This window comes from Bradyrhizobium embrapense, assembly GCF_001189235.2.
Taxonomy (GTDB): Bacteria; Pseudomonadota; Alphaproteobacteria; order Rhizobiales; family Xanthobacteraceae; genus Bradyrhizobium; species Bradyrhizobium embrapense.
In genome coordinates, this window is sequence record NZ_LFIP02000024.1 from 1 (window position 1) to 23,239 (window position 23,239).

The following is a 23,239-nucleotide window of genomic DNA, read 5'->3' on the forward strand; positions in this document are numbered from 1 at the left end:
AGTCGCGTTTCGGAAGACAGCGCGTAGGGACGATTGCCGCCCATCTGCCGCGCCGCCGCGCTTCCGGTCGCGCGAAACCGCTGCGACCACTTCACCACGCTCGCAACACTGACCTTGAAGGTGGCAGCCACCGACCGGCAGCTCTCTCCCGCCGCTACCGCGGCAACAACGCGCTCGCGCAAATCAAGAGAATAGGCCCGTCCCATCAGATGCTGGCCTCCTCCAGCCAGCATCTTGAATCAGAACCCCGCTGATTTGGGAATCCCCAATCGATTCAGACCAAAACGATCACGCTCTAGCGAGCGAGGCCTCGATCGAAATCGAAGTTATCACTGATGTCTCAGGTACGACCTGTTACCTATGTCTCCGGGCTGGACAATATGAGCGCTGGTGCCGCAAGAGGGACTCGAACCCCCGACCCCGTCATTACGAATGACGTGCTCTACCAACTGAGCTATTGCGGCGAACCGTTCGGCGACGGCTGGATCATTCGCGCCACCTGATATCGGGCATGACCCCGATTGGCAAGAAGCTGCGGTTATTTAACCGCACGGCCGTTACCTAACCCCGAATTAGCTTCCCAAACGTGACAGAAATCCGCGCCAGCCGCCGGTCTGGGCCTTGGGCGGGCCGATTTGTTCCGCAAACTCGTCGACCGGGCCGTCCTCGTCGACCCCGGGGTCGTCGGGGGCCCGGACGATCGGGATCACGGCCGGAATCGGCGCCGGCGCGGCCTTGGGCAGGTCGGCCCTCGGCCGAAACAGGGGGGCGGGCGCCTGGGCGGCCGGCTCGGCGGCTGGCGGCGGAGCGGGCTCCGGCGGGGCAGGCTCAGCCTGAACCGGCGCTGGGGCCGGGTCTGCCTCGATGGCCGCCGGCAGCGGGGCGTTGTCCTGCAAGGGCGGCGTGGCCGGGTCCAACGGTTTCACTTCGACAGGCTTGATCGCCTCGACGGGCTCGGCCGGTTTGGCGGCCACCGGCTCGCTGGCCACCTCCTTTGGCGGCTCGACCCGGCGCGGCGCCAGCATCGCCTCCTCGAACGGCGAGGGCTCGATCGCATGGCCCTTGTCGGACGGCAGTGCCGCCACCGGGGTCTGCCACTGGAAGGCATCGAGACGGCCGGTGACCGGCGACACCGGACGCCAGCGGTCGGAGACATAGCCGTCGGCGGTCCACACCGGATCGTGCAACGCGCGCACGGCGCGCAGGGTCCAGGCCCGCGCCCGGCCGCTGTCGCCATGTTCGGTGCGCTCGATCTCCGCCATCAGCAGCGCGACGCGCTGCGTCGGCGCCGCGATGAACGGCTCCAGCGCCGCGCGCGCTTTGGCGAATTCCGACGCATCGATCGCAGCGCGGGCGATCGCCAGCGCGCCCTCGATATGGCCGGGCGTTTTCGCCGCCAAGGTCTCGACGCGCACCAGGCGCTGGCGCGCGGAATCGCCGAGCCGCACATGCGAATAGGCATCGGCGAGATCGGGATGCGGCTGCGCCAGCCACGCCGTCTCGACGATGCGCATCGCACGGCGCACCTGATGCGCCTCGCTCTCGAATTTGGCCGCCAGCACCGCGGCCGGGATCAGCGTCGGCGCAAGCTTGAGCGCCTCCATCGCGCTCGCGCGAGACAAATCCCGATCGACGCTCTCGAACTCCAGCGCACGCGCCGTCAGCAGCACGCCGCGTTGGCGCCGATAGGTCGCCTTGTCGATCAGGCCTGCGGCCTGGTTGTTGTCGATGATCGACAGCGCACCAGCCCAATCGCCCTTGGCGCAGCAGAAGCCGAGCACCGCATGCGACGCCCAGGACGAGGACGGCGACATTTTCAGCGCTTCCTCGGCAATCATCACGGCCGCGACCGGATCGTCGGCGCGCTGCGCCTCGATGAACAGGCCGCGCAAGCCGAGCAGCCGCGTGTCGGGGCGCTCGGCCATGGCGCGGAAGGCGCGCTGCGCGCCGTCGCGATCGCCGTCGAGCTGCGCCGATTGCGCGTGCAGCAGCAACGCCAGCGGATCGCCTCCGGCGTGGCGCCGTGCCACTTCTGCATGCGCCCGCGCCGCCGACGAATCGCCGTGCCCGATCGCGAGCAGGCCTTGCGTGATGGCGTGACGGCCGCGCGCGTGGCGCCGCTCACGCCGGCCGCGGCGGATGTGCGAGGGGATCTTCCACAGGCCGCGCAGGATCACGCCGGCAACCATCGCGACGACGATGAGGAGGCCGAGCAGGTACATCGGCTGCTTGGACGTCAGGCGCAGACCGCCCCAGTTCAGCACGAGATCGCCGGGCTGATCGGCCAGCCAGGCCGCACCCGCTGCGGCGAGGGCGATCAGCAGCAGGAACAGAATGATCCGGATCATCGCGAACCCATTGCAAGGACTTACTGGTTGACCGTGGCGAGCGCCGCCATGGCGTTGTCGGCAAATTTGCGCGACGCGTCGAGCGCGGCGCGGCGCGCGTCCACCTTGGCGAGCCAGGCTTGCGCCGCGGTGCGATCCGCCGGCGGCAACGACTTCAGTTCACGTTCGGTCAATGCAAGATCATTATGGACGGCGGCCGATGTCACGCGCGCGACGATGCTGCCGCGATCGGTCCCGGTGCCGTCGGTCCGCTCGATGCGGATCAGCTTGGACGCGCCGGCCTGCAGACGATCGACCAGCCCGGCGCTGGCTGCCGCGGCTTCCGGCGGCGGCGGCGCGAGTTGCGGCACGATCTCGATCAGCTCGCGGCACAGATGATTCGGGGTCGGCACGCCTGACGCCGCAAACACATCGAGCGGCTTCAGCAGGTCGGGATTGTCGGTGATCGCTTTCGCGGCCTCGAGCGCCGAAGCATAGGGATCGCCGTGACGAACCGCGACGTCGAGCAACGCTGCAGCGACCACGCGGCGCAGCGGCACGTCATCTGCCTTCGCCTCGGCCTTGCTGTCGGCGATCTTGCTGTCTTGCCTTGCGATCGCGGCACCCTGCGCCTTCACCGCGCCCTCGACCTTGTCGATGCGCGCCGTGATACCGGAGATATCAGGCCCAGCCGCGCCATCGCGCGGCGCGGCCGTCGCCTCATTGACGGCGGCGACGAGCTTGTCGGATTGCGCCCGCGTCGCCGCAATCTCGGTGCGCAGTGCCGCGATCGATTTGTCGAGCGCCTCCAGCCGCGCGGTTGCCGCGGGATCGGCGGCCGCGGCGAGCGGCTTGCTCGGCTTTGACTCGAGCGCGGCGAGGCGCGTACCGAGCTCATCCAATGTTACGGCACCGGGCGGCGGCGCGGACACAGGCTGCACTGCGGGCCAGCCGAGCAGCCAGCCAACCCCGATCACCAGCGCCGCCGCGACCGCGCCCGATATCGGCGCCACCACCCAGGGCGACACTGGCCGCGACGGTTCCGCACCGGACGCCGCGGATGCAGCCTCGGGGTGCGGCTCCGGGTGGGGAGCAGGATCCGGATGCGGCTCCGCCTCGGGCGCCGACGCTTCCGCCGCCTTGTCGGTATCCTTTTCGCTACCCTTTTCGGTATCTTTGCCGGCTTCCGCGCTCCCCTCGGTCCTTTGCGGCTCGCTGGAGATCTCGGTCGCCCGAAGATCGATGGTCGGCGGCGCGCGCTTGGGCCGGGAATCCGGCGAAGGTCCTGGGTCGTCGGGCCTTTCTTCAGCCATCGCGAGGGTCCTCAAAACTACTGGCCGCACATTGTAGCAGAATCGGCCGGCGTTCTTAGAGCACGATCCTAAAAACGGAGCATTGCCTAACATCATGGTCAGACGAAAGAATTAATTGCGGTCACGGCCGCAGGGCACGGCCGAGCGCCTCCAGCAGCGCGTCTTCGTCCGGCCGCGCCGCCACCACCACCTTGGTCGCGCCGGCATCATGGAGCACCGCGGCGACCGCCGCCGAGATGCAGCATTGCGGCAGGGCAAGCGCGGAAATCTCGATTCCGTCGGCCCGTATCGCGTCCAGGAACGCCTGCGCGCTGCGGCGGGAATAATGCAGCACCGCACTGATCCGGTTCGCCAGGAAGGCGTCGCTGACCTCCCTAGGGAGGGCGACGACCGGCGCCATCCGGTAGGTGGTGTGGGTGATGACGGCCAGCCCCCTTTCGCCGAGCTCGCCCGCCAGATCGCGCGACAGGTCGGCGCCGGCGAGATAAAGCAGCGTGGCCGACGGCGAAAGTTCGCCGGCCTCGACCCGCGCCAGCACGAGATCGCGCAAGCTCACCGCATCGCCCTTGGCCACCATCACGTTGTCGAAGCCCGCGGCGCGCGCGGCGTCGGCGGTGTGCGCGCCGACCGCGAACAGCGGCAGCCGCAACAGCCGGCTGCCGGCGAGATCGATGGCGCGTGGCGCGTTGGCGCTGGTCAGGATGACCGCGTCGTAATCCGCATCGTCGTCATGAAACGGTAACGGCTCGAAGCGCAGCACCGGTGCCGCGAGGGCCTCAAAGCCGCGTTGGCGCAGCGTCGCGAGTGTCGCTTCATTGTCCGGATGCGGTCGTGTGACAAGGATGGTCACGCCTCAGGGCTCCCGCCTTGCGAATTGGGCCTTGCCGACCGATTGCACTTTGAGACCTCGCAATGCTACCCCGGAGGGGCACTTTGATGAACATGACCTCGCCGGAAACCGGTTCCGGCCTGACTGGATCATGCTGGTAGCACAAGGGCCGAATTTGGGACACGAACCACCGATGCTGGTGCTGGGAATCGAGACCACCTGCGATGAAACCGCAGCCGCCGTGGTCGAGCGCCAGGCTGACGGGCAGGCTAGGATCCTCTCCAACGTCGTGCGCTCGCAGACCGACGAGCACGCCCGCTTCGGTGGCGTGGTGCCGGAGATCGCGGCGCGCGCCCATGTCGACCTGCTCGACGGGATCGTCGCCTCCGCCATGAAGGAGGCCGGTGTCGGCTACGGACAATTGTCGGCGGTCGCGGCCGCGGCCGGTCCTGGCCTCATCGGCGGTGTGATCGTCGGCCTCACTACCGCCAAGGCGATCGCGATGGTGCACGACACGCCGCTGATCGCGGTCAACCATCTCGAGGCGCACGCGCTGACGCCGCGGCTGACCTGCGCGCTGGCGTTTCCCTATTGCCTGTTCCTCGCCTCGGGCGGCCACACCCAGATCGTCGCCGTGGTCGGCGTCGGCGAATATGTCCGGCTCGGCACCACCGTCGACGACGCGATGGGCGAGGCGTTCGACAAGGTGGCGAAGATGCTGTCGCTGCCCTATCCCGGCGGACCGCAAGTCGAGCGCGCAGCGGCCGGCGGCGACCCGACGCGGTTCGCGTTTCCGCGCCCGATGCTCGGCCGTCCCGATGCGAACTTCTCGCTGTCCGGATTGAAGACCGCGGTGCGCAATGAAGCGAGCCGGCTGGAGCCGCTCGAGCCGCAGGACATCAGCGACCTCTGCGCAAGCTTCCAGGCCGCGGTGCTGGAAGCGACCGCGGACCGGCTGACCGTCGGCTTGCGGTTGTTCGAGGAGCGGTTCGGCACGCCGCGCGCGCTGGTCGCGGCCGGCGGTGTCGCCGCCAACCATGCGATCCGCAGCGCGCTGCAGGATGTCGCGGCGACAGCGCAGACCACGCTGATCATCCCGCCCCCGGCGCTCTGCACCGACAATGGCGCGATGATCGCCTGGGCCGGCGCCGAGCGGATGGCGCTCGGGCTGACCGACACGCTGGAAGCGCCGCCGCGCGCGCGCTGGCTGCTCGATGCCAATGCCAAGGCGCCGGCCGGCCACGCCAACAGCCGCGCCGGATATTGAGCCAGGGGTCGCGATGCCCGCGGATATGTCAGTCAGCGTGATCGGTGCCGGCGCCTGGGGCACGGCATTGGCCGAGGTCGCAGCGCGCGCCGGACGCAAGGTGACGCTGTATGCCCGCAATGCCGAGCATGCCGCGCGGATCCAGACGACGCGGATCAATCCGCGGCTGGCCGGCGTCCAGCTTCAGCCCGGCATCGCGGTGACGTCGGATATCGCCGGCGCCGCGCGCGCCGACATCGTTCTCGCCGTGACGCCGGCGCAGCATCTGCGCGCGGCGGTCAGTCATCTTGCACCGTACCTCAAACCCGAGACGCCCGTCATCGCCTGCGCCAAGGGCATCGAGCACGGCACCCACAAATTCATGACCGAGGTGATCGCCGAAGCAGCACCGCGCGCCGTGCCAGCGATCCTGTCGGGACCGAGCTTTGCCGACGACGTGGCGCGCGGATTGCCGACGGCGGTGACGTTGGCCACCAGGGACGAAGCGCTGGCGGGCGCGCTCGTGCAGGCGCTCGGCTCGGCGACCTTCCGGCCCTATCACACCACCGACGTGCGCGGCGTCGAGATCGGCGGCGCGGCCAAGAACGTGCTGGCGATCGCCGCCGGCATCGTGGTCGGCAGGAATCTCGGCGCCTCCGCGCTCGCCGCGCTGACCACGCGCGGCTTCAGCGAGCTCGCACGGCTGGGCCGCGCCTGCGGCGCGCGCGCCGAGACCCTCGCCGGCCTGTCCGGATTGGGCGATCTCCTGCTCAGCTGCTCCACCGCGCAATCGCGCAATTTCGCGCTCGGCCTCGCGCTCGGTCGCGGCGAAGCGGCGCCGGTCGGCAAGCTCGCCGAAGGCGCGTTCACCGCGCCGGTGCTGTGCGAACTCGCCGCCGCGCAGAAGGTCGACATGCCGGTATCAAACGCGGTCGCGGCGATCCTCGGCGATCGGCTAACCATCGATGCCGCGATCGAAGGCCTGCTGACGCGACCGTTCAAGGCCGAGTAACGCAGACCACGGGCGCAGATGGCTGAGCTTCACGATCCGCGTACATCGTAATAGCGTTACGGCGAACCGTCGGATCCCGGTCGAACAAATCGAACAACGGATCCCAAGGAAAAGACCATGCGTCAACCGCAACGCGCCATCCTTGCGATCGGCCTTGCCGTCGCCCTCACCGCTTCATCCGCTATAGTCCACGCGCAAACCGCAACGTCCTACGACGACCTCGCCAGGAGCGAGGCTGCGGCCAACGCCGAGGACGGCAAGCGGGTCGCCCCGCTCAAATCGATCGGCAATCCCTCAAGTGACGTCTCTCCGGAGATGCAGGCGATGATCGGCGCGCCCTATCCGCCGCATTTCAACGCCGACCCGAAGACCCCGGCGGAATGGAAGGAGTTGATCGACCGCCGCGCCAAGGGGGCCATCGCGAATATCCCCGCGATGAAGGCGAAGCTCGGCGTCAAGGTCGAAGAGACCAAAATTGCCGGCGTGCATTGCTACGTCGCGACGCCGAACAAGATCGCGCTCGAGAACCGGCGGCGTCTGCTGATCCATGTCCATGGCGGCGGCTACGTGTTCGGCCCCGGCGAAGCCGCGTTGCCGGAAGCCATCATGATGGCGGGCTTCGGCGGCTACAAGGTGATCTCGGTCGACTACCGGATGCCGCCGGACTTCCCGTATCCGGCCGCGATGGACGACGCGATGGCGGTCTGGAAGGAAGTCCTGAAATCGCACGAGCGTCACCGGCTGGCGATCTTCGGCACCTCGACCGGCGGCGCGATGACCCTTGCGATGGTGCTGCGGGCGAGGGACGAGAAGCTGCCGCTGCCGGCCGCGATCGCGCCGGGCACGCCGTGGTCCGACATCGACAAGATCGGCGACAGCTACGCGAGCAATGAGTGGGTCGACAATGTGCTGGTGACCTGGGACGGCTGGCTCGGCCGTGCGGCCAAGCTCTACGCCAACGGGACCAGCCTGAAGAATCCCTACATCTCGCCGATCTACGGTGACTTCAAGGGCTTTCCGCCGACCATCCTGACATCGGGCACGCGCGACCTGTTCCTCAGCAACACGGTTCGCACGCACCGCAAATTGCGCCGCGCCGGCGTGATCGCCGATCTCAATGTCTATGAGGGGCAATCCCACGCGCAGTACCAGATGAACATCGACGCACCTGAAACCAAGGAAGCCTTCACCGACATCGCCAAATTCTTCGATCGATATCTGAAGCAGTAAGCATGGCAGGACGGCCAGATGCCCACGCTTGTCGCGGGCATCTGCCTGGTTATAGATTGCAGCGCAATCGAACGGGGTGAGCTGCGATGAATTACTGGCTGGTGAAATCCGAGCCGTCGGTCTGGTCATGGGACCAGCAGGTCGCCAAGGGCGCGAAGGGCGAAGCCTGGACCGGCGTGCGCAACTTCACGGCGCGGCAGAACCTCGTCAACATGAAGAAGGGCGACAAGGCGTTCTTCTATCATTCCAACGAGGGCAAGGAGATCGTCGGCATCGCGGAGATCGTCAAGGAAGCCTATCCCGATCCGACCGACAAGACCGGCAAGTTCGTCTGCGTCGACATCAAGGCCGACAAGCCGCTGAAGAGCCCGGTGACGATGGCCGCGATCAAGGCCGACAAGAAGCTCGCCGACATGGCGCTGGTGAAATATTCGCGCCTCTCGGTGCAGCCGGTGACCGCGGAAGAATGGAAGTACGTCTGCAAGATGGGCGGGCTGTAGCGACCCAAGCAAATTCTACCGTCGTCCCGGCGCAGGCCGGACCCATATCACAGGCGCGCATTGTTGGAGCGCGCTGTGGCCCCAGTTCGCTTCAACAATCAACATGTGGGTTAACGGGTCCAGGCCTTCGCCGGGACGACGGCGGAGTTTGCGGCGGCGCTTACGCCCCCGCCGCCATCACCACCTGCGCCAGCAATTGCTCGCGCTTGGACTGGGTGCGGTAACCGCCCATCGTCGCGGCGAAGCGTTCGAGGATGCCGTCCTCGAAGGCCGTGACGATGGTGTCGTGGACGTAGCTCCTGCGGCAGATCGCCGGCGTGTTGGAGAGCTGGTCGGCGGCGGCGCGGATCGCGTCCAGCACCTGGCGCTTGCGGCCGCGCTGGCTGGCCGCCGGCGTGATCCGCGACAGCGACTCGACGACGACCGCCGAGGCCATCAGGGTGCGGAAATCCTTCAGCGAGATCTTGATGCCAGCGAGCTCGCGCAGGAACGCGTTCACCGCCGTGGTCGAGGCGGCGCGGACGACGCCGGAGCGGTCGTAGTACTGGAACATGCGCTTGCCCGGAACAGCGCGCAGAATGCCGATCGCACGCACCAGCTTGGCCGCGTCGCATTCCTTGCGCACGGCCTTGCCGCCCTTGGCCTTGAAGGTGAGCACCAGCGAATCGTCTTCCAGCGTGACGTTGGACTTCAAAAGCGTGGTGGCGCCGCGGGTGCCGTTGAGGCGGGCATAGGATTCGTTGCCGGGCCGGATCGCGGTGCGCGCGATCAGCTCGATCACCGCCGACAGCGCGAACTCGCGCGTCGGCTCGTCGCCGGACAGGAACGCCGACACCTTGCGCCGGATCTTCGGCAGCGCGGCGACGAGCTTGGCAAGGCGATGCGCCTTGCGCTGCTCGCGGACCTTCTCCCAGTCGGCGTGATAGCGGTATTGCAAGCGGCCCGCGGCATCGAGGCCAACCGCCTGCAAATGCGTATTCGGATCGGTGGAGTAGCGGACCTGGCGATAGGCCGGCGGCATCGCCATGGCGTGCAGCCGGCGGATCGTACGGGCATCCCGAACGCGCGAGCCATTGGCGCGAACGAATGAATAATTCTTGCCACGCTTGATGCGGCGGATGGTCAGCTCGTTCTGGTCACCGAGCCGCAGGCCGAGATCGCGCGCCAGATCCTCGACGGAGGTCTTGATGGCAACGGACGCGTCAAGCTTGAGCTTTGCCCGGGGCGACGGCAGCTTTGCCTGCGGCTGCTTGGGCCATTGGCCCAGCGCCTTAGCCAGGGCGACAGCGGGATCGGCGGACATGGGCCGCACAGCCGCGATGTTCTGCTGATCCATCATACTTCCAAGACGCCTTGTTCCGCTGTTCTCCCGGTAATGCCGTGCTTCGGGCTTGGTTCCGGTTGGCCACTCGGCCTCGGTTTCGCGATTTAGGGCGTCAGGGCCGACATTGCGAGTCGCGAATCGGTTGTCGGAGGTTTCTAAATACCTTTCATGGGTGTCATTCGCCCGATAACCTTGATTTCGGCCCCTCCCGGATCGGTCAAAATGGCGGGAGTCCGGCTTGGGAACCGGGTTTTGAGCGCGACCGGCACGACCCGGCCAAAGCAGACAGGTCAGGGACGGTGCCGTTTCGCGCCAAGTCCGGATGGCCCTCTCACGATCGACCCGGCCCTCCTGGCGATCGAGGCGCACAGGCGGTTCGGGCGAAATCGTCGGCGCAGATCGCCGCGGCGGCCCTGCGATTGTTCTTCCGAATGCGCTGCTGGTGATCCAGCAGAATTGACGTCGAGGCGTCGGGTCGCAGTCGGCCTCAACTCGCGCCTGAACATGGCTTTGAGGCTTTCCCATCTCGGCATCAGGCGGATCGCGGTCGGCAACTCTTTCGCGACAGCCACCGTCCGCGCCGACGGCGTGAGAGCCCGGCAAGCGGAGCAGAGAACGATACCACTACGACCAAGAGACCAGTGACCTCGAGCACGCGATGAAGCATAGGTTTCACTCGTCAACGAGGCGCGGTAAACCGCCCGATCAGACGAGGCGGCCGGCGGAATGCTTGGCCGCTTCAGCGCGACGAAAGTGACAGTCCTTTTTCCTTGCCGGGCCGGAATGCGGCAACGCATAATCGCGGCAATGATCAAGACGGCTTTGAATCAAAAAGGCTTGCCGTCGCGTCGTTTGCGATCGGCAATGTGTGGAGGAAAGCGATGTCCGAGAAGATCTATGACGTGTCGGCCGACTGGGCCAAGCGCGCTTATGTCAACGACGCCAAATATCGCGAGATGTACGCGCACTCGGTCAAGGACCCCAACGGCTTCTGGGGCGAGCACGGCAAGCGGGTCGACTGGATCAAGCCCTACACCGAGGTCGAGAACGTCTCCTTCGCGCCCGGCAACATCTCGATCAAATGGTTCGAGGACGGCGTGCTGAACGTCGCCTGGAACTGCATCGACCGCCATCTCGAGAAGCGCGGCGACCAGACCGCGATCATCTGGGAGGGCGACGACCCCTCCGAATCCAAGCACATCACCTACCGCCAGCTGCACGACGAAGTCTGCAGGATGGCCAACATCCTGCGCACGCGGAACGTCAAGAAGGGCGACCGTGTCACGATCTATCTGCCGATGATTCCGGAAGCGGCCTACGCCATGCTGGCCTGCGCGCGGATCGGTGCGATCCACTCTGTCGTGTTCGGCGGCTTCTCGCCGGACAGCCTCGCCCAGCGCATCAAGGATTGCGACTCCAAGGTGGTCATCACCGCCGACGAGGGCCTGCGCGGCGGCAAGAAGGTGCCGCTGAAGGCCAATGTCGATGCGGCGATCGCCAAAACCGGCGGCGTCGATTGGGTCGTGGTGGTGAAGCGCACCGGCGGTGCTGTTGACATGAACCCGACCCGCGACCTCTGGTATCACGAGGCCGCCGAGATGGTGACGACGGAATGTCCGGCCGAGCACATGCATGCCGAGGACCCGCTGTTCATCCTCTACACCTCGGGCTCGACCGGCACGCCGAAGGGCGTGCTGCACACCTCCGCCGGCTATCTCGTGTTCGCGTCGATGACGCATCAATACGTGTTCGACTATCACGACGGCGACATCTATTGGTGTACCGCCGACGTCGGCTGGGTCACCGGCCACAGCTACATCCTCTACGGGCCGCTCGCCAACGGCGCGACCACGCTGATGTTCGAGGGCGTGCCGAACTACCCGGACAATTCGCGCTTCTGGAACGTGGTCGACAAGCACAAGGTTAACATCTTTTACACCGCACCGACCGCGATCCGCGCGCTGATGCAAGGCGGCGACGAGCCGGTGAAGAAGACCTCGCGCAAATCGCTGCGCCTGCTCGGCTCGGTCGGCGAACCGATCAATCCCGAAGCCTGGGAGTGGTACCACCGCGTGGTCGGCGACGACCGCTGCCCGATCGTCGATACCTGGTGGCAGACCGAGACCGGCGGCATCCTGATCACGCCGCTGCCCGGCGCCACCAAGCTGAAGCCGGGATCGGCGACGCGGCCGTTCTTCGGCGTGGTGCCTGAGATCGTCGACGCCGACGGCAAGACGCTGGAGGGCGAGACCTCGGGCAATCTCTGCATCGCCAAGTCATGGCCGGGCCAGATGCGCACGGTCTATGGCGACCATGCGCGGTTCGAGCAGACCTATTTCTCGACCTACAAGGGCAAGTACTTCACCGGCGACGGCTGCCGGCGCGATGCCGACGGCTATTACTGGATCACCGGCCGCGTCGACGACGTCATCAACGTCTCCGGTCACCGCATGGGCACCGCCGAGGTCGAGAGCTCGCTGGTTGCGCATGAGGCGGTGTCGGAAGCCGCCGTGGTCGGCTACCCGCACGACATCAAGGGCCAGGGCATCTACGCCTATGTCACCTTGATGAAGGGCACCGAGCCGACCGAGGCCTTGCGCAAGGAACTCGTTGCCTGGGTCCGCAAGGACATCGGCCCGATCGCCTCGCCGGACCTGATCCAGTTCGCGCCCGGCCTGCCGAAGACGCGCTCCGGCAAGATCATGCGCCGCATCCTGCGCAAGATCGCCGAGGACGAACCGTCCAGCCTCGGCGACACCTCGACCCTGGCCGATCCCGCCGTGGTCGACGATCTCGTGCAGAACCGGCAGAACAAGAAGTAATCCGGCAACGCCAATATCGAGACCTTGTAGGGCCGCGCGCGATCACCGCCGCGGCCTTTTTTCTGCACGCGAGCCGCGTCCGCTGCACTCGAAGACGGCTCTGGACAGCCCTTTCACGGGATTGTCAGAGGCGCGGCGCCATTGCGGCGCGTTTGTGGCCGAGTGTTGTTTTCAGGTCATTTACTTTAATCCGAACTTTTCCTTTTCTGCGCGCCATCAGGACGTGTCTCGCGGCCGGTGTGAAACCACCCGGTTAAGACACGCGGTTAATATTGCGTGCGTGAGACCGGCGGGCCCGGTTTTTTCAGGGCTCTGCATCTTCGTTTTTGGCTCCCTTGCCGGAGCTGTTGGGAAGTGGAGAGGTTGATGTCGATGAAGTTTGCGGTGGCGTTCGCTGCCACCCTCGGTGCTGTTGCCCTGGCGTCGCAGACGGCCGAAGCCCGGCCGGAAATGGTCGGAATCCACGCCGACAATTACGAGCCGGGCACCATCGTGGTGAGGACCAACGAGCGGCGGCTCTATCTCATTCTCGATTCCGGCCACGCGATGCGTTACCCGGTCGGCGTCGGCAAATCCGGCAAGCAATGGGCCGGCACCACCAAGATCGACGGCAAGTATCGCAACCCGGCCTGGTCGCCGCCCGCCGAGGTCAAGCGCGACAAGCCGAGCATCCCGGACGTGATCGCCGGCGGCTCGCCGCGCAACCCGATGGGCGTCGCCGCGATGACGCTGGCCGGCGGCGAATATGCGATCCACGGCACCAACGTGCCAGGCTCGGTCGGCGGCTTCGTCTCCTACGGCTGCATCCGCATGCTGAACACCGATATCACCGACCTCTACTCGCGCGTCTCGGTCGGCACGACTGTTGTCGTCACCCGCTGATCGCGCACGAGCTTCGCCGAACGAAAAGCCGCGCAACTGCGCGGCTTTTTGTTCGCTTGTCCAGCGCGGGCACGGCCGTGACGCTGTTACTCAGCGCATAAAACTTCCGCACCAGCCGAAGCGGTGCCCGCCATTATAGGCGCGCGCATGACCGGCCGCGAGCAGCGCCGCCGAGACATTGTCAGTCTTCCTGGTCGCGACGTCGGCGACGACGCGACCCTGATATTTGTCGGGACCGATATTGTAGATCGCGACATCGCCCTCGCCGAGCAGATCGCGCAGCGCCACCGTCGCCGCTTGCGCCATTTGCAACTCACGCGCACAGGACGCCTTCAGCTCCGGCGCATCGATGCCGCGCAGCCGGACCCGCGTATACAGATCGGGGCCCGGCGCGAGATGCACCCGCGCCTCGAACGTATCGCCATCGATCGTCCTGACGACATCGACGGCATGCCGCGCGTCGGGCGTGCCGCCACGCTGCCGGATCATTTCGGCATCGCGCGACCGGTTCAACGACCAGTGCGACGGCAAGGGCATCCATTGCGGCACATATTGGCGGATCGGCAATGTGCTGCCGACGGCGATGCCGAGCACGAACACCCAAGGCAGTGCCGCCGAGACGCGGCGGCCCCAAATCGACCTACGTGGAGGTGAGCGGCGGAAGGGCGGACGTCCCGTCCCACGATAAGGATTTATTCTCTCGTATGGGGACATATTCCCAGACTGGCTTGAGTCGAGCCCTCAGGCAACACTCTCAGAAGTCCGAGGCGATGCCCTTGGTCTCCCAATCGCCGTAACGCGTCGGTTCCGGCCCCTTCGGGCCCTGGAATTCCTTCGGCCGCGCGGCCGCATCCTTCGCGGCGAGCTCCTCGGCCGCCTTGCGCCGCGCCGCGGCCTCCGCGAGCGCGCGCTGCGCGGCCGGCGTCAGCGGCTTGCGCGGCGCGGGTTCCGGCGGAGGTGGCGACTTCTCAGACATGGCAAGCCTTCTTGGCAAACGTTTCTCGGCAAAACTTTCTGCCCGCGAATTTCGTATCTCTGACCTGGCTCAGTGACGACATCACGATCACGAATTCCGCAAGACGATTCTTACATTTGGCATATTCGCATGCCAGTGGTGTTTTCGAGTTGATGGCATGAGCCGAACGTAACTCAGCACCTCGAGATATCTCCGCTCCATGCCTCCTTCAAGATTTGCAGTTCCTGCCGAAGTCCCCGGTCTCGCAGCGCGCCGTATCGCGGCCGACATCCTCGATGGCGTGCTGCACAAGCGCCGCACGCTCGACGATCAGCTCGACGGCGCCGGCGCGCATCCCGGCCTGAAATCGCTGGCCGATCGCGACCGCGCGCTGATGCGCCGGCTGGTGTCGACGATCCTGCGCAAGCTCGGAACGCTCGGCCATCTGCTGTCGCGGCTGCTCGACCGCGGCGTGCCGACCGATGCGCCGCGTGCGCAGAGCGCGCTGCTGATCGGCGCCGCGCAGATCCTCTGGATGGACGTGCCTGACCATGCCGCGGTCGATCTCTCGGTGCGGCTGGTGCAGTCGGACCGGCGCGCGGCAAAGTATGCAGGGCTGGTCAACGCCGTGCTGCGTCGCTGCGCGCGCGAGGGCCAGGGCCTGATCGACGAGATCAGCACGCAGACGCTGGACCTGCCGCCATGGATGCTGGCGCGCTGGAACGCGCATTACGGTGAAGCCACCGCGCGCGAGATGGCGCTGGCGCTCGGCCACGAGCCGTCGCTCGATCTCACGGTGAAGTCCGACGCGCCGCAATGGGCGAGCCGCCTGCATGGCGAGATCCTGCCGACAGGAACCGTGCGTACCCTGCTGCAGGGTTCCGTCACGATGCTGCCGGGCTTTGCCGAGGGCCATTGGTGGGTGCAGGACGCCGCCGCTGCGTTGCCGGCGCGGCTGTTCGGCGACATCAGGGACAAGCGGATCGCTGATCTCTGTGCGGCACCCGGCGGGAAGACCGCCCAGCTCGCGCAGGCCGGTGCACAGGTCACCGCGGTCGACCGCTCGCCGGCGCGGGTGGCGCGGCTGCGCGACAATCTCACGCGGCTGGCGCTGCAAGCCGAGACCGTCGTAGCCGACGCCGCCGAATGGCCCGCCGAGGCCGCAAGCTTCGACGGTATCCTGGTCGATGCGCCCTGCACGTCGACGGGAACCATCCGCCGCCATCCCGATGTCGCCTGGCTGCGCCAGGAAGGCGACATCGCCGCGCTGTCGGCGTTACAGAAGCGACTGTTGCAGAAGTCCGTCCATCTGCTGAAGCCCGGCGGTACGCTGGTCTATTGCACCTGTTCGCTGGAGCCGGAGGAAGGCGAGCACGCGATTGCCGCGCTGCTGGCGAGCGAATCAGGCCTGCGCCGTGCGCCGGTCGAGAAGGACGAGGTCGCCGGCCTCGACGATATCATCACCGCCGACGGCGATCTGCGCACCCTGCCCAGCCATTTGCCCAACGCCGACCCGCGGCTGGGCGGGCTGGACGGCTTTTACGCCGCCCGGCTCGTCAAATCCTGATTTTAAACTTCAGTCCTCTAAGCTCGAAGTGATTCGCGCGGTATCAAGAGGATGTCTCGGATATCAAGAGGGTGTCTTGGCCGCGTTTCCGGATTAAATAAGGATTCGTTGAAAATTCCCTCCCCGCAAGGTTAGGCGTGTCGGTCGCTCAAAGCAGACGCATCTCGACGCTGATTGCTGGCCGCTTCGCCCGCAGCATGATCGCGCGCGCCAGCGGGAGCACGGTCGCGCTGTCGCGGCTCTGGCCCGGCCGTACCGACCGGCTGATCATCGCGCCGCACGACCTCAGGACCGCCGACGCCACCCGCGCGGCCGAGATCTATGCCGGGCGATTCGTGTTCGCCGGCAAGATCGTCACCTGCCACGGCCGCTCGATCTTCGATCTCGAGCCGCCGTCGGAGGATTGGGAGGCCGCGCTGCTCGGCTTCGGCTGGCTGCGCCATCTGCGCGCCGCCGACACTGCGCTGACCCGCGCCAATGCCCGCTCGCTGGTCGACGACTGGATCTCCAACCAGGCCCGCAAGCGGCCGCTGGAGCGGCGCGCCGATGTGCGCGCGCGCCGGGTGATCTCGCTGCTGTCGCAGGCCCCGTTGGTGCTCGGCGACACCGACGGAAAATTCTACCGCAAATATCTGCGCGGACTGGCGCGCGAGATCCGCTATCTGCGCCATTCGACGCTCGACAATGACGGCGTGCCGCGCCTGCAGGCGTTGATCGCGCTGTGCTACGCCTCGCTCTGCCTCGCCAACCAGGCGCGAAACATCAAATCCGCCACGCGCAAATTGTCGGACGAATTGCAGCGCCAGATCCTGCCTGACGGCGGCCACATCTCGCGCAACCCCGGCGCGCTGGTCGAACTGCTCAGCGATCTCTTGCCGCTGCGGCAGACCTTTGCCGCACGGAACATCGCGCCGCCGCCGGCGCTGCTCAACGCCATCGACCGCATGATGCCGATGCTGCGCTTCTTCCGGCACGGCGACGGCAGCTTCGCATTGTTCAACGGCATGTCGACCGCGCCCTCCGATCTGGTCGCAACACTGCTCGCCTATGACGACACCCGCGGCGTACCGATGGCGAGCATGCCGCACACCGGTTTCCAGCGGCTCGATGCCGGCAACACCACCCTGATCATCGACACCGGACCGCCGCCGCCGGCCAGCGTCAGCCAGGATGCGCATGCCGGCTGCCTGTCGTTCGAGCTCTCCTCCGGCGTGAGCCGCATCGTCGTCAACTGCGGCATGCCGAACACCGGGCGCGACAATTGGCGGCCGTTCGCGCGCTCCACCGCGGCGCATTCGACGCTGACCTATCGCGACACCTCGTCGTGCCAGTTCGTCGAGCTGTCGGCGATGAAGCGGCTGCTCCGCGGCGCGCCGGTCACCAGCGGCCCGAGCAATGTCGAGAGCTACCGCGAAGCGGTTCCCGGCGGCGACGTGCTGACCGCCTCGCACGACGGCTATCTCTCGCGCTTCGGCGTAATCCACCGCCGCGTGCTGATGGTCTCCCAGGACGGCACCCGCCTCGAGGGCGAGGACCAGCTGACGCCGGCACCCGGCGGTCGCATCAAGGGCAGCGAGGCCGATTTCGCGCTGCGCTTCCACCTGCACCCCTCGGTGAAGGCGAGCCGGCTGTCGGACGCCCGCGGCGTGATGCTGGTGCTGCCCAACCGCGACGTCTGGACCTTCGAGGCGATGGACGACAAGGTCGACCTCGAGGACAGCGTGTTCCTGGCCGGCAATGACGGCCCGCGCCGCACCTCCCAGATCGTGATCCGGCAGGACGCCAGGCAGGCCGCCACCATCCGCTGGAGCTTCGTGCGCTCCTCGACCTCGGCCACCGCCACCAACGCCCGCCGCAACGCCCGCCGCGAGCCCGAACTGCCGCTGTAAATTTGTGGCCAAACCGGCCCTTCACGGTTCCGAACCCCGAAAAACCGTGCTACCCGGCTGCCTTAACAGCCAGGGATTTTCCGATATGACCGAGCAGCTTCGCCGCGTGACCCGCGCTCTGTTGTCCGTTTCCGACAAGACCGGACTGATCGACTTCGCCAAGGCGTTGTCCGACCATGGCGTCGAGCTGGTCTCGACCGGAGGCACTGCCAAGGCGATCGCGGCGGCCGGGCTGAAGGTCAGGGACGTCTCCGAGCTCACCGGTTTTCCGGAGATGATGGACGGCCGGGTCAAGACGCTGCATCCGAAGGTGCATGGCGGTCTGCTCGCGATCCGCGACAACAAGGAACACGCATCCGCGATGGCCTCGCACGGCATCGCGCCGATCGATCTTCTGGTCGTCAACCTCTATCCGTTCGAGGCCACCGTCGACAAAGGCGCCGGCTTCGAGGAGTGCATCGAGAACATCGACATCGGCGGCCCCGCGATGATCCGCGCCGCGGCCAAGAACCATGACGACGTCGCCGTGGTGGTCGAAGCGAACGACTATCAATCGGTGCTCGATGAACTCGCCGCGCACAAGGGCGCGACCTCGCTCGGCCTGCGCCGCCGGCTCGCCGCCAAGGCCTATGCGCGCACCGCGGCATATGATGCCGCGATCTCGAACTGGTTCGCCGTGCAGCTCGACACCAAGGCGCCGGACTACCGCGCCTTCGGCGGCCGGCTGATCCAGTCGCTGCGCTATGGCGAGAACCCGCACCAGACCGCGGCGTTCTATGCGACGCCGGAGAAGCGGCCGGGCGTTGCGACCGCACGCCAGCTACAGGGCAAGGAACTGTCCTACAACAACATCAACGACACCGATGCGGCCTATGAATGCGTCGGCGAATTCGATCCGCAGCGCACCGCGGCCTGCGTGATCGTCAAGCACGCCAACCCCTGCGGCGTCGCCGAGGGTCCGGATCTTGCCACCGCCTACGCCCGCGCGCTGGCCTGCGACTCGACCTCGGCCTATGGCGGCATCATCGCGGTCAACCGCACGCTCGATGCGGACGCCGCGCGCGCCATCATCGGCATCTTCACCGAAGTGATCATCGCGCCCGACGCGACCGAAGAGGCGATCTCGATCATCGCCGGCCGGCGCAATCTGCGCCTGCTGCTCGCAGGCGGCCTGCCGAACGCGCGCGCAGCCGGCCTCACCGCCAAGACCGTTGCCGGCGGCCTGCTGGTGCAGAGCCGCGACAATGCCGTCGTCGAGGACATGAACCTGAAGGTCGCGACCAAGCGCGCGCCGACCGACGCCGAACTGCGCGACCTCAAATTCGCCTTCCGCGTCGCCAAGCACGTCAAGTCGAACACCATCATCTATGCCAAGGACCTCGCCACCGTCGGCATCGGCGCCGGCCAGATGAGCCGGGTGGATTCGGCGCGGATCGCCGCGCGCAAGGCGCTGGATGCGGCGGCCGAGCTGAAGCTCGCCGAGCCGCTGACCAAGGGCTCAGTGGTCGCCTCCGATGCGTTCTTCCCGTTCGCCGACGGCATGCTCGCCTGCATCGAGGCCGGCGCCACAGCGGTGATCCAGCCTGGCGGCTCGATGCGCGATGATGAAGTGATCAAGGCCGCCGACGAGCACGGCATCGCCATGGTGTTCACCGGCGTCCGGCATTTCAGGCATTAATTGGACCCGTAGCCCGGATAGAGCGCAGCGTAATCCGGGGCGGTTTCTCCGCGGACCAAAGACCCCGGATTGCGCTTCGCTGCATCCGGGCTACGGGGCATGGCCGGGACGACAGCGGTTGTTATTCGCGCACCTTCGCCAGCAACGCCAATCCCACCACGAAGAACCCCACCAGCACGGCCATGCCGGCCTTCTGGCTTGCGGTCGCAGCCGTGATCGCGCCGATCAGCAGCGGGCCGATGAAGGACGTCACCTTTCCGGTCAGCGCGAACAAGCCGAAATACTGCGCGATGCGGTCCTTCGGCGCGAGGCGGATCAGCAGCGAGCGCGAGGCCGCCTGCAATGGCGCGCCGGTGGCGCCGATCAGGCAGCCCAGCACGATATATGCGCGCTCGGCGGCGCCCGCGAACAACGGACCGCCAGGCATCGGGGGCGCAACCGGGATGAACAGGATGGAATCCTTGTTCACGGTGAGGATCACGACGATCGCAAACAGCAGGATCACGAGGCTGCCGGTGATCACGCGCTTCGGCCCGAGCGCGTCGTCGAGCTTGCCGCCGAGCCAGCCGCCGAAGGTGCCGGCGACCGCCAGGATAATGCCGAAGGTGCCGATCCGGATGGTGTCCCAGCCGAACGTACCGGCGGCATAAATGCCGCCGAACGCGAACAGCGAGACCAGCCCGTCGGTGTAGATCATGTTGGCCAGCAGAAACCGCGCCAGCGACTTCTGCTTCGGCAGGCTCGCCAAGGATTCCCTGAGCTCGCGCAGGCCCTCGCCGAGCGCCGCGCGCATCGGGCGTTTCGCCGGATAGTCCGGCGTGAACAGGAACATCGGCGTCACGAAGATGATGAACCACAGCCCGGTCAACGGCCCGGTGATGCGATCGCCTTCATGCATGGTGGGATCGAGACCGAACAGCGGCGTGAAGCCGAACAGCGTCTTGCCGGTCTCGGCGTTGGCGGCGAGGAAACCGAGCACGAGAATGAGACTAAGGATGCCGCCGACATAGCCGGTGGCCCAGCCGGTGCCGGACAGGCGCCCGATCCGGTCCGGCGGCACCAGGGTCGGCATCATCGCATTGTTGAAGACGGTCGCGAACTCGACGCCGACGCTGGCGATCGCGTAGGCGAGCAGCAGCGCGGGGATGATGTCGGGAGTGCCCGGCGTGCCGATCCACATCGCGCTCGCGCCGATCACCAGCAGCGCGCCGAACACGGCGATCCACGGCTTGCGCCGGCCGCTGGCGTCGGCGATCGCACCCAGCACCGGCGACAGCAACGCGATCGCAAGGCCTGCGGCCGCGGTGGCAAAGCCCCACAGCGCCTGCCCGCTCGCGGCATCTGAAGCGACGAAGCTGGCGAAATACGGCGCGAACACGAAGGTCGTGATCAGCGTGAAATAGGGCTGCGCGGCCCAGTCGAAGAAGATCCAGCTGATGACGGCGGCGCGGTCAGGATAGATCGTGGTGGAGGTCCTCGCATGTCCGGTGCCCGTCTGCATTGTTGTCGTCATCGTGAAAGATATTCTCCAAACCGAACCACAGGCACGCTTTTGCCGCTTCAATCCGTTCCCATATAGCATGGGCCGGTTTGCTGATACGGCGATGAACAGGGCAGGACATTTCGATGGCGCTGACGGCAACGATGTCGCGACGGCTGTTTGCCGCTCTCCTGATGATCGGCATCGCGACACCGGCCCTCGGCCAGGTGCAGCGGCGCGCTTACGAGCCCTCGGCCACCAACACGCTTCAAAGCATCCGCGCCGAACACGGCATGGTGGTGGCGCAGGAGAAGCTGGCGGCGCGGGTCGGCACCGACATCCTGCGGCAAGGCGGCAACGCAGTCGACGCCGCGGTCGCCACCGGCTTTGCGATGGCGGTGACCTATCCGCGCGCCGGCAATATCGGCGGCGGCGGTTTCATGGTGATCCATCTCGCCGGCCGCAATGAAGACGTCGCAATCGACTATCGCGAAACGGCGCCGCAGGCCGCGACCCGCGACATGTTCCTGAACGCCGACGGCAAGCCCGATCCCGACAAGTCGCGCAACTCAGCCCTCGCGATCGGCGTGCCCGGCACGGTCGCGGGCCTCGCGCTGGCGCTGGAGAAATACGGCTCCGGCAAGTTCACGCTGGCGCAGATCCTCAAGCCAGCGATCGATCTCGCCCGCGACGGCTTCATCGTCACCGACGATACGTCGGATACGCTGGCGGACATGTATCGCCGCATGTCGCGCTGGCCGAACTCCGCCAAGACGTTCTCACATGCCGACGGCACGCCGCTGCATGAAGGCGACCGCCTGATCCAGGGCGATCTCGCCGGCGTGCTGACCGCGATCGCCGAACAGGGACCGCGCGGCTTCTACGAAGGCGTGGTCGCCGAGAAGCTTGTCAGCGGGATCAAGAATGCCGGCGGCATCTTCACGCTGGAAGATCTCAAAGCCTACCGGCCGGTGATCCGCACGCCGATCCGCGGCACCTATCGCGGCTACGACATCGTCTCGATGCCGCAGCCTTCCTCCGGCGGTGTCGTGCTGCTGGAGATCCTCAATATCCTCGAGGGCTTTCCGATGTCGGACATGAAGCAGGGCTCGGCCGCCTCGCTGCATGTCATGATCGAGGCGATGAAGCGGGCCTATGCCGATCGCGCCCGCTATCTCGGCGATCCCGCCTTCGTCGACGCGCCGACCCAGCTCTTGATCGACAAGGACTATGCCGCGAAGCAGCGCGCCACCATCGATCTCGCCCGCGCCACGCCCTGGACCGATGTGCGCAACGCCAGACAGCCGCGTGAGGGCGACAACACCACGCATTATTCGGTGGTCGACGCCGCCGGCAACGCCGTCAGCAACACCTACACGCTGAACTTCCCCTACGGCGTCGGCCTCGTCGCCGACGGCACCGGCGTGCTGCTCAACAACGAACTCGACGATTTCACTGCGGCGCCCGGCGCCTCCAATGCGTTCGGCCTGGTCGGCTTCGAGGCCAATCTGCCGGGACCCGGCAAGCGCCCGCTGTCGTCGATGTCGCCGACCATCGTGCTGAAGGGCGGCAAGCCGGTGCTGGTGACGGGATCGCCCGGCGGCAGCCGCATCATCTCCGCGGTGACGCAGATCATCGTCGACGTGATCGACTACAGGATGGACATCGCGGCCGCGGTCGCCGCACCCCGCATGCACCATCAATGGCTGCCCGACGAGGTCCGGATCGAGAAAGGGTTTCCCGACGAGGTGCTCGCCGAGCTGCGCGCCAAGGGCCACAAGCCGGTCGAACCGCTCGGCTACTCCTCCGCGAACTCGATCGTCGTCACGACCAGCGGTCTGCTCGGCGCGCCCGATCCACGCACCCGCGGCTCGGAGGCCGCGGGGTACTAGAGCGTGATCGTTTTGGTCTGAATCGATTGGGGATTCCCAAATCAGCGGGGTTCTGATTCAAGATGCTGGCTGGAGGAGGCCAGCATCTGATGGGACGGGCCTATTCTCTTGATTTGCGCGAGCGCGTTGTTGCCGCGGTAGCGGCGGGAGAGAGCTGCCGGTCGGTGGCTGCCACCTTCAAGGTCAGTGTTGCGAGCGTGGTGAAGTGGTCGCAGCGGTTTCGCGCGACCGGAAGCGCGGCGGCGCGGCAGATGGGCGGCAATCGTCCCTACGCGCTGTCTTCCGAACGCGAC

The 23,239-nt window shown here is 66.7% G+C and carries 19 protein-coding genes and 1 tRNA gene; 11 read left to right on the forward strand and 9 right to left on the reverse strand.

The window, feature by feature from the left end:
* The 5 genes from AKN83_RS37825 to AKN83_RS37845 form a co-directional block, all read right to left on the reverse strand.
* On the reverse strand, positions 1-206 hold a 206-nt coding region (locus AKN83_RS37825; protein ID WP_157113767.1), incomplete at its 3' end, for an IS630 transposase-related protein.
* A gap of 182 nt (positions 207-388) precedes the next feature.
* Positions 389-464, reverse strand: a tRNA-Thr gene (locus AKN83_RS37830).
* A 108-nt stretch (positions 465-572) separates the two neighbouring features.
* The gene (locus AKN83_RS37835) at positions 573-2,348 is read right to left on the reverse strand and encodes a heme biosynthesis protein HemY (RefSeq protein WP_063695755.1); all 1,776 of its coding nucleotides are present in this window, start codon (positions 2,346-2,348) and stop codon (positions 573-575) included.
* Between the two features lie 20 nt (positions 2,349-2,368).
* Positions 2,369-3,640, reverse strand: coding sequence for a COG4223 family protein (locus AKN83_RS37840; RefSeq protein ID WP_050406157.1), 1,272 nt, complete (start codon positions 3,638-3,640; stop codon positions 2,369-2,371).
* 121 nt (positions 3,641-3,761) lie between these two features.
* Positions 3,762-4,490 (reverse strand): uroporphyrinogen-III synthase, encoded by a 729-nt coding sequence (locus AKN83_RS37845; RefSeq protein WP_050406158.1) that lies wholly within the window; start codon positions 4,488-4,490, stop codon positions 3,762-3,764.
* Between the two features lie 172 nt (positions 4,491-4,662).
* Here AKN83_RS37845 and tsaD point away from each other — a divergent pair, with 172 nt between their 5' ends.
* The 4 genes from tsaD (at position 4,663) to AKN83_RS37865 (ending at position 8,457) form a co-directional block, all read left to right on the forward strand.
* A complete protein-coding gene (tsaD, locus tag AKN83_RS37850) occupies positions 4,663-5,736 on the forward strand; it encodes a tRNA (adenosine(37)-N6)-threonylcarbamoyltransferase complex transferase subunit TsaD (RefSeq protein ID WP_050406159.1) in 1,074 nt (357 codons plus the stop codon).
* A 13-nt stretch (positions 5,737-5,749) separates the two neighbouring features.
* Positions 5,750-6,727 carry an NAD(P)H-dependent glycerol-3-phosphate dehydrogenase gene (locus AKN83_RS37855; RefSeq protein WP_050406160.1) on the forward strand — a complete coding sequence of 326 codons (978 nt, stop codon included), beginning with the start codon at positions 5,750-5,752 and terminating at the stop codon, positions 6,725-6,727.
* Between the two features lie 117 nt (positions 6,728-6,844).
* The gene (locus AKN83_RS37860) at positions 6,845-7,957 is read left to right on the forward strand and encodes an alpha/beta hydrolase (protein WP_050406161.1); all 1,113 of its coding nucleotides are present in this window, start codon (positions 6,845-6,847) and stop codon (positions 7,955-7,957) included.
* 86 nt (positions 7,958-8,043) lie between these two features.
* On the forward strand, positions 8,044-8,457 hold the full coding sequence (locus tag AKN83_RS37865) for an EVE domain-containing protein (RefSeq protein ID WP_050406162.1): 414 nt from the start codon (positions 8,044-8,046) through the stop codon (positions 8,455-8,457).
* 160 nt (positions 8,458-8,617) lie between these two features.
* Here the strand turns inward: AKN83_RS37865 and AKN83_RS37870 are convergent, their stop codons facing one another.
* A complete protein-coding gene (locus AKN83_RS37870; RefSeq protein ID WP_050406163.1) occupies positions 8,618-9,796 on the reverse strand; it encodes a DNA topoisomerase IB in 1,179 nt (392 codons plus the stop codon).
* An 866-nt stretch (positions 9,797-10,662) separates the two neighbouring features.
* Here AKN83_RS37870 and acs point away from each other — a divergent pair.
* Both acs and AKN83_RS37880 read left to right on the forward strand, forming a co-directional pair.
* On the forward strand, positions 10,663-12,603 hold the full coding sequence (gene acs / locus AKN83_RS37875; RefSeq protein ID WP_050406171.1) for an acetate--CoA ligase: 1,941 nt from the start codon (positions 10,663-10,665) through the stop codon (positions 12,601-12,603).
* Positions 12,604-12,969: 366 nt separating this feature from the next.
* Entirely contained in the window at positions 12,970-13,485 is a 516-nt protein-coding gene (locus AKN83_RS37880; protein ID WP_050406164.1) for a L,D-transpeptidase, read from the forward strand.
* 90 nt (positions 13,486-13,575) lie between these two features.
* Here AKN83_RS37880 and AKN83_RS37885 read toward each other — a convergent pair whose 3' ends face one another.
* Together AKN83_RS37885 and AKN83_RS37890 are read right to left on the reverse strand one after the other, a co-directional pair.
* Entirely contained in the window at positions 13,576-14,085 is a 510-nt protein-coding gene (locus tag AKN83_RS37885) for a thermonuclease family protein (protein ID WP_050406165.1), read from the reverse strand.
* 154 nt (positions 14,086-14,239) lie between these two features.
* Positions 14,240-14,461, reverse strand: coding sequence for a DUF1674 domain-containing protein (locus tag AKN83_RS37890; protein ID WP_050406166.1), 222 nt, complete (start codon positions 14,459-14,461; stop codon positions 14,240-14,242).
* 199 nt (positions 14,462-14,660) lie between these two features.
* On the opposite strand from AKN83_RS37890, the gene AKN83_RS37895 reads away from it, so the two are divergent.
* The 3 genes from AKN83_RS37895 to purH all read left to right on the forward strand — a co-directional run bounded on the left by AKN83_RS37895 (position 14,661) and on the right by purH (position 19,574).
* The gene (locus tag AKN83_RS37895) at positions 14,661-16,007 is read left to right on the forward strand and encodes an RsmB/NOP family class I SAM-dependent RNA methyltransferase (RefSeq protein ID WP_050406167.1); all 1,347 of its coding nucleotides are present in this window, start codon (positions 14,661-14,663) and stop codon (positions 16,005-16,007) included.
* 137 nt (positions 16,008-16,144) lie between these two features.
* Positions 16,145-17,896: a heparinase II/III family protein gene (locus tag AKN83_RS37900; protein ID WP_050406168.1), complete on the forward strand. Its 1,752-nt coding sequence runs from the start codon at positions 16,145-16,147 to the stop codon at positions 17,894-17,896.
* Between the two features lie 85 nt (positions 17,897-17,981).
* On the forward strand, positions 17,982-19,574 hold the full coding sequence (purH, locus tag AKN83_RS37905) for a bifunctional phosphoribosylaminoimidazolecarboxamide formyltransferase/IMP cyclohydrolase (RefSeq protein ID WP_050406169.1): 1,593 nt from the start codon (positions 17,982-17,984) through the stop codon (positions 19,572-19,574).
* A 121-nt stretch (positions 19,575-19,695) separates the two neighbouring features.
* Here the strand turns inward: purH and AKN83_RS37910 are convergent, their stop codons facing one another.
* Positions 19,696-21,075 (reverse strand): MFS transporter, encoded by a 1,380-nt coding sequence (locus AKN83_RS37910; RefSeq protein WP_157113768.1) that lies wholly within the window; start codon positions 21,073-21,075, stop codon positions 19,696-19,698.
* A gap of 125 nt (positions 21,076-21,200) precedes the next feature.
* Here AKN83_RS37910 and ggt point away from each other — a divergent pair, with 125 nt between their 5' ends.
* The gene (gene ggt, locus AKN83_RS37915) at positions 21,201-22,946 is read left to right on the forward strand and encodes a gamma-glutamyltransferase (protein ID WP_050406170.1); all 1,746 of its coding nucleotides are present in this window, start codon (positions 21,201-21,203) and stop codon (positions 22,944-22,946) included.
* Positions 22,947-23,008: 62 nt separating this feature from the next.
* Positions 23,009-23,239: IS630 transposase-related protein (locus tag AKN83_RS39265; RefSeq protein WP_206600832.1), on the forward strand; the 231-nt coding region annotated here is incomplete at its 3' end.

Coding starts and splice junctions, on each gene's coding strand:
- acs (WP_050406171.1), top strand. CDS start 10,663: ATGTCCGAGAAGATCTATGACGTGTCGGCCGACTGGGCCAAGCGCGCT.
- AKN83_RS37895 (WP_050406167.1), top strand. CDS start 14,661: ATGCCTCCTTCAAGATTTGCAGTTCCTGCCGAAGTCCCCGGTCTCGCA.
- AKN83_RS37880 (WP_050406164.1), top strand. CDS start 12,970: ATGTCGATGAAGTTTGCGGTGGCGTTCGCTGCCACCCTCGGTGCTGTT.
- AKN83_RS37910 (WP_157113768.1), bottom strand. CDS start 21,075: ATGCAGACGGGCACCGGACATGCGAGGACCTCCACCACGATCTATCCT.
- purH (WP_050406169.1), top strand. CDS start 17,982: ATGACCGAGCAGCTTCGCCGCGTGACCCGCGCTCTGTTGTCCGTTTCC.
- AKN83_RS37840 (WP_050406157.1), bottom strand. CDS start 3,640: ATGGCTGAAGAAAGGCCCGACGACCCAGGACCTTCGCCGGATTCCCGG.
- AKN83_RS37835 (WP_063695755.1), bottom strand. CDS start 2,348: ATGATCCGGATCATTCTGTTCCTGCTGCTGATCGCCCTCGCCGCAGCG.
- AKN83_RS37865 (WP_050406162.1), top strand. CDS start 8,044: ATGAATTACTGGCTGGTGAAATCCGAGCCGTCGGTCTGGTCATGGGAC.
- AKN83_RS37860 (WP_050406161.1), top strand. CDS start 6,845: ATGCGTCAACCGCAACGCGCCATCCTTGCGATCGGCCTTGCCGTCGCC.
- AKN83_RS37855 (WP_050406160.1), top strand. CDS start 5,750: ATGCCCGCGGATATGTCAGTCAGCGTGATCGGTGCCGGCGCCTGGGGC.
- AKN83_RS37890 (WP_050406166.1), bottom strand. CDS start 14,461: ATGTCTGAGAAGTCGCCACCTCCGCCGGAACCCGCGCCGCGCAAGCCG.
- AKN83_RS37870 (WP_050406163.1), bottom strand. CDS start 9,796: ATGATGGATCAGCAGAACATCGCGGCTGTGCGGCCCATGTCCGCCGAT.
- ggt (WP_050406170.1), top strand. CDS start 21,201: ATGGCGCTGACGGCAACGATGTCGCGACGGCTGTTTGCCGCTCTCCTG.
- tsaD (WP_050406159.1), top strand. CDS start 4,663: ATGCTGGTGCTGGGAATCGAGACCACCTGCGATGAAACCGCAGCCGCC.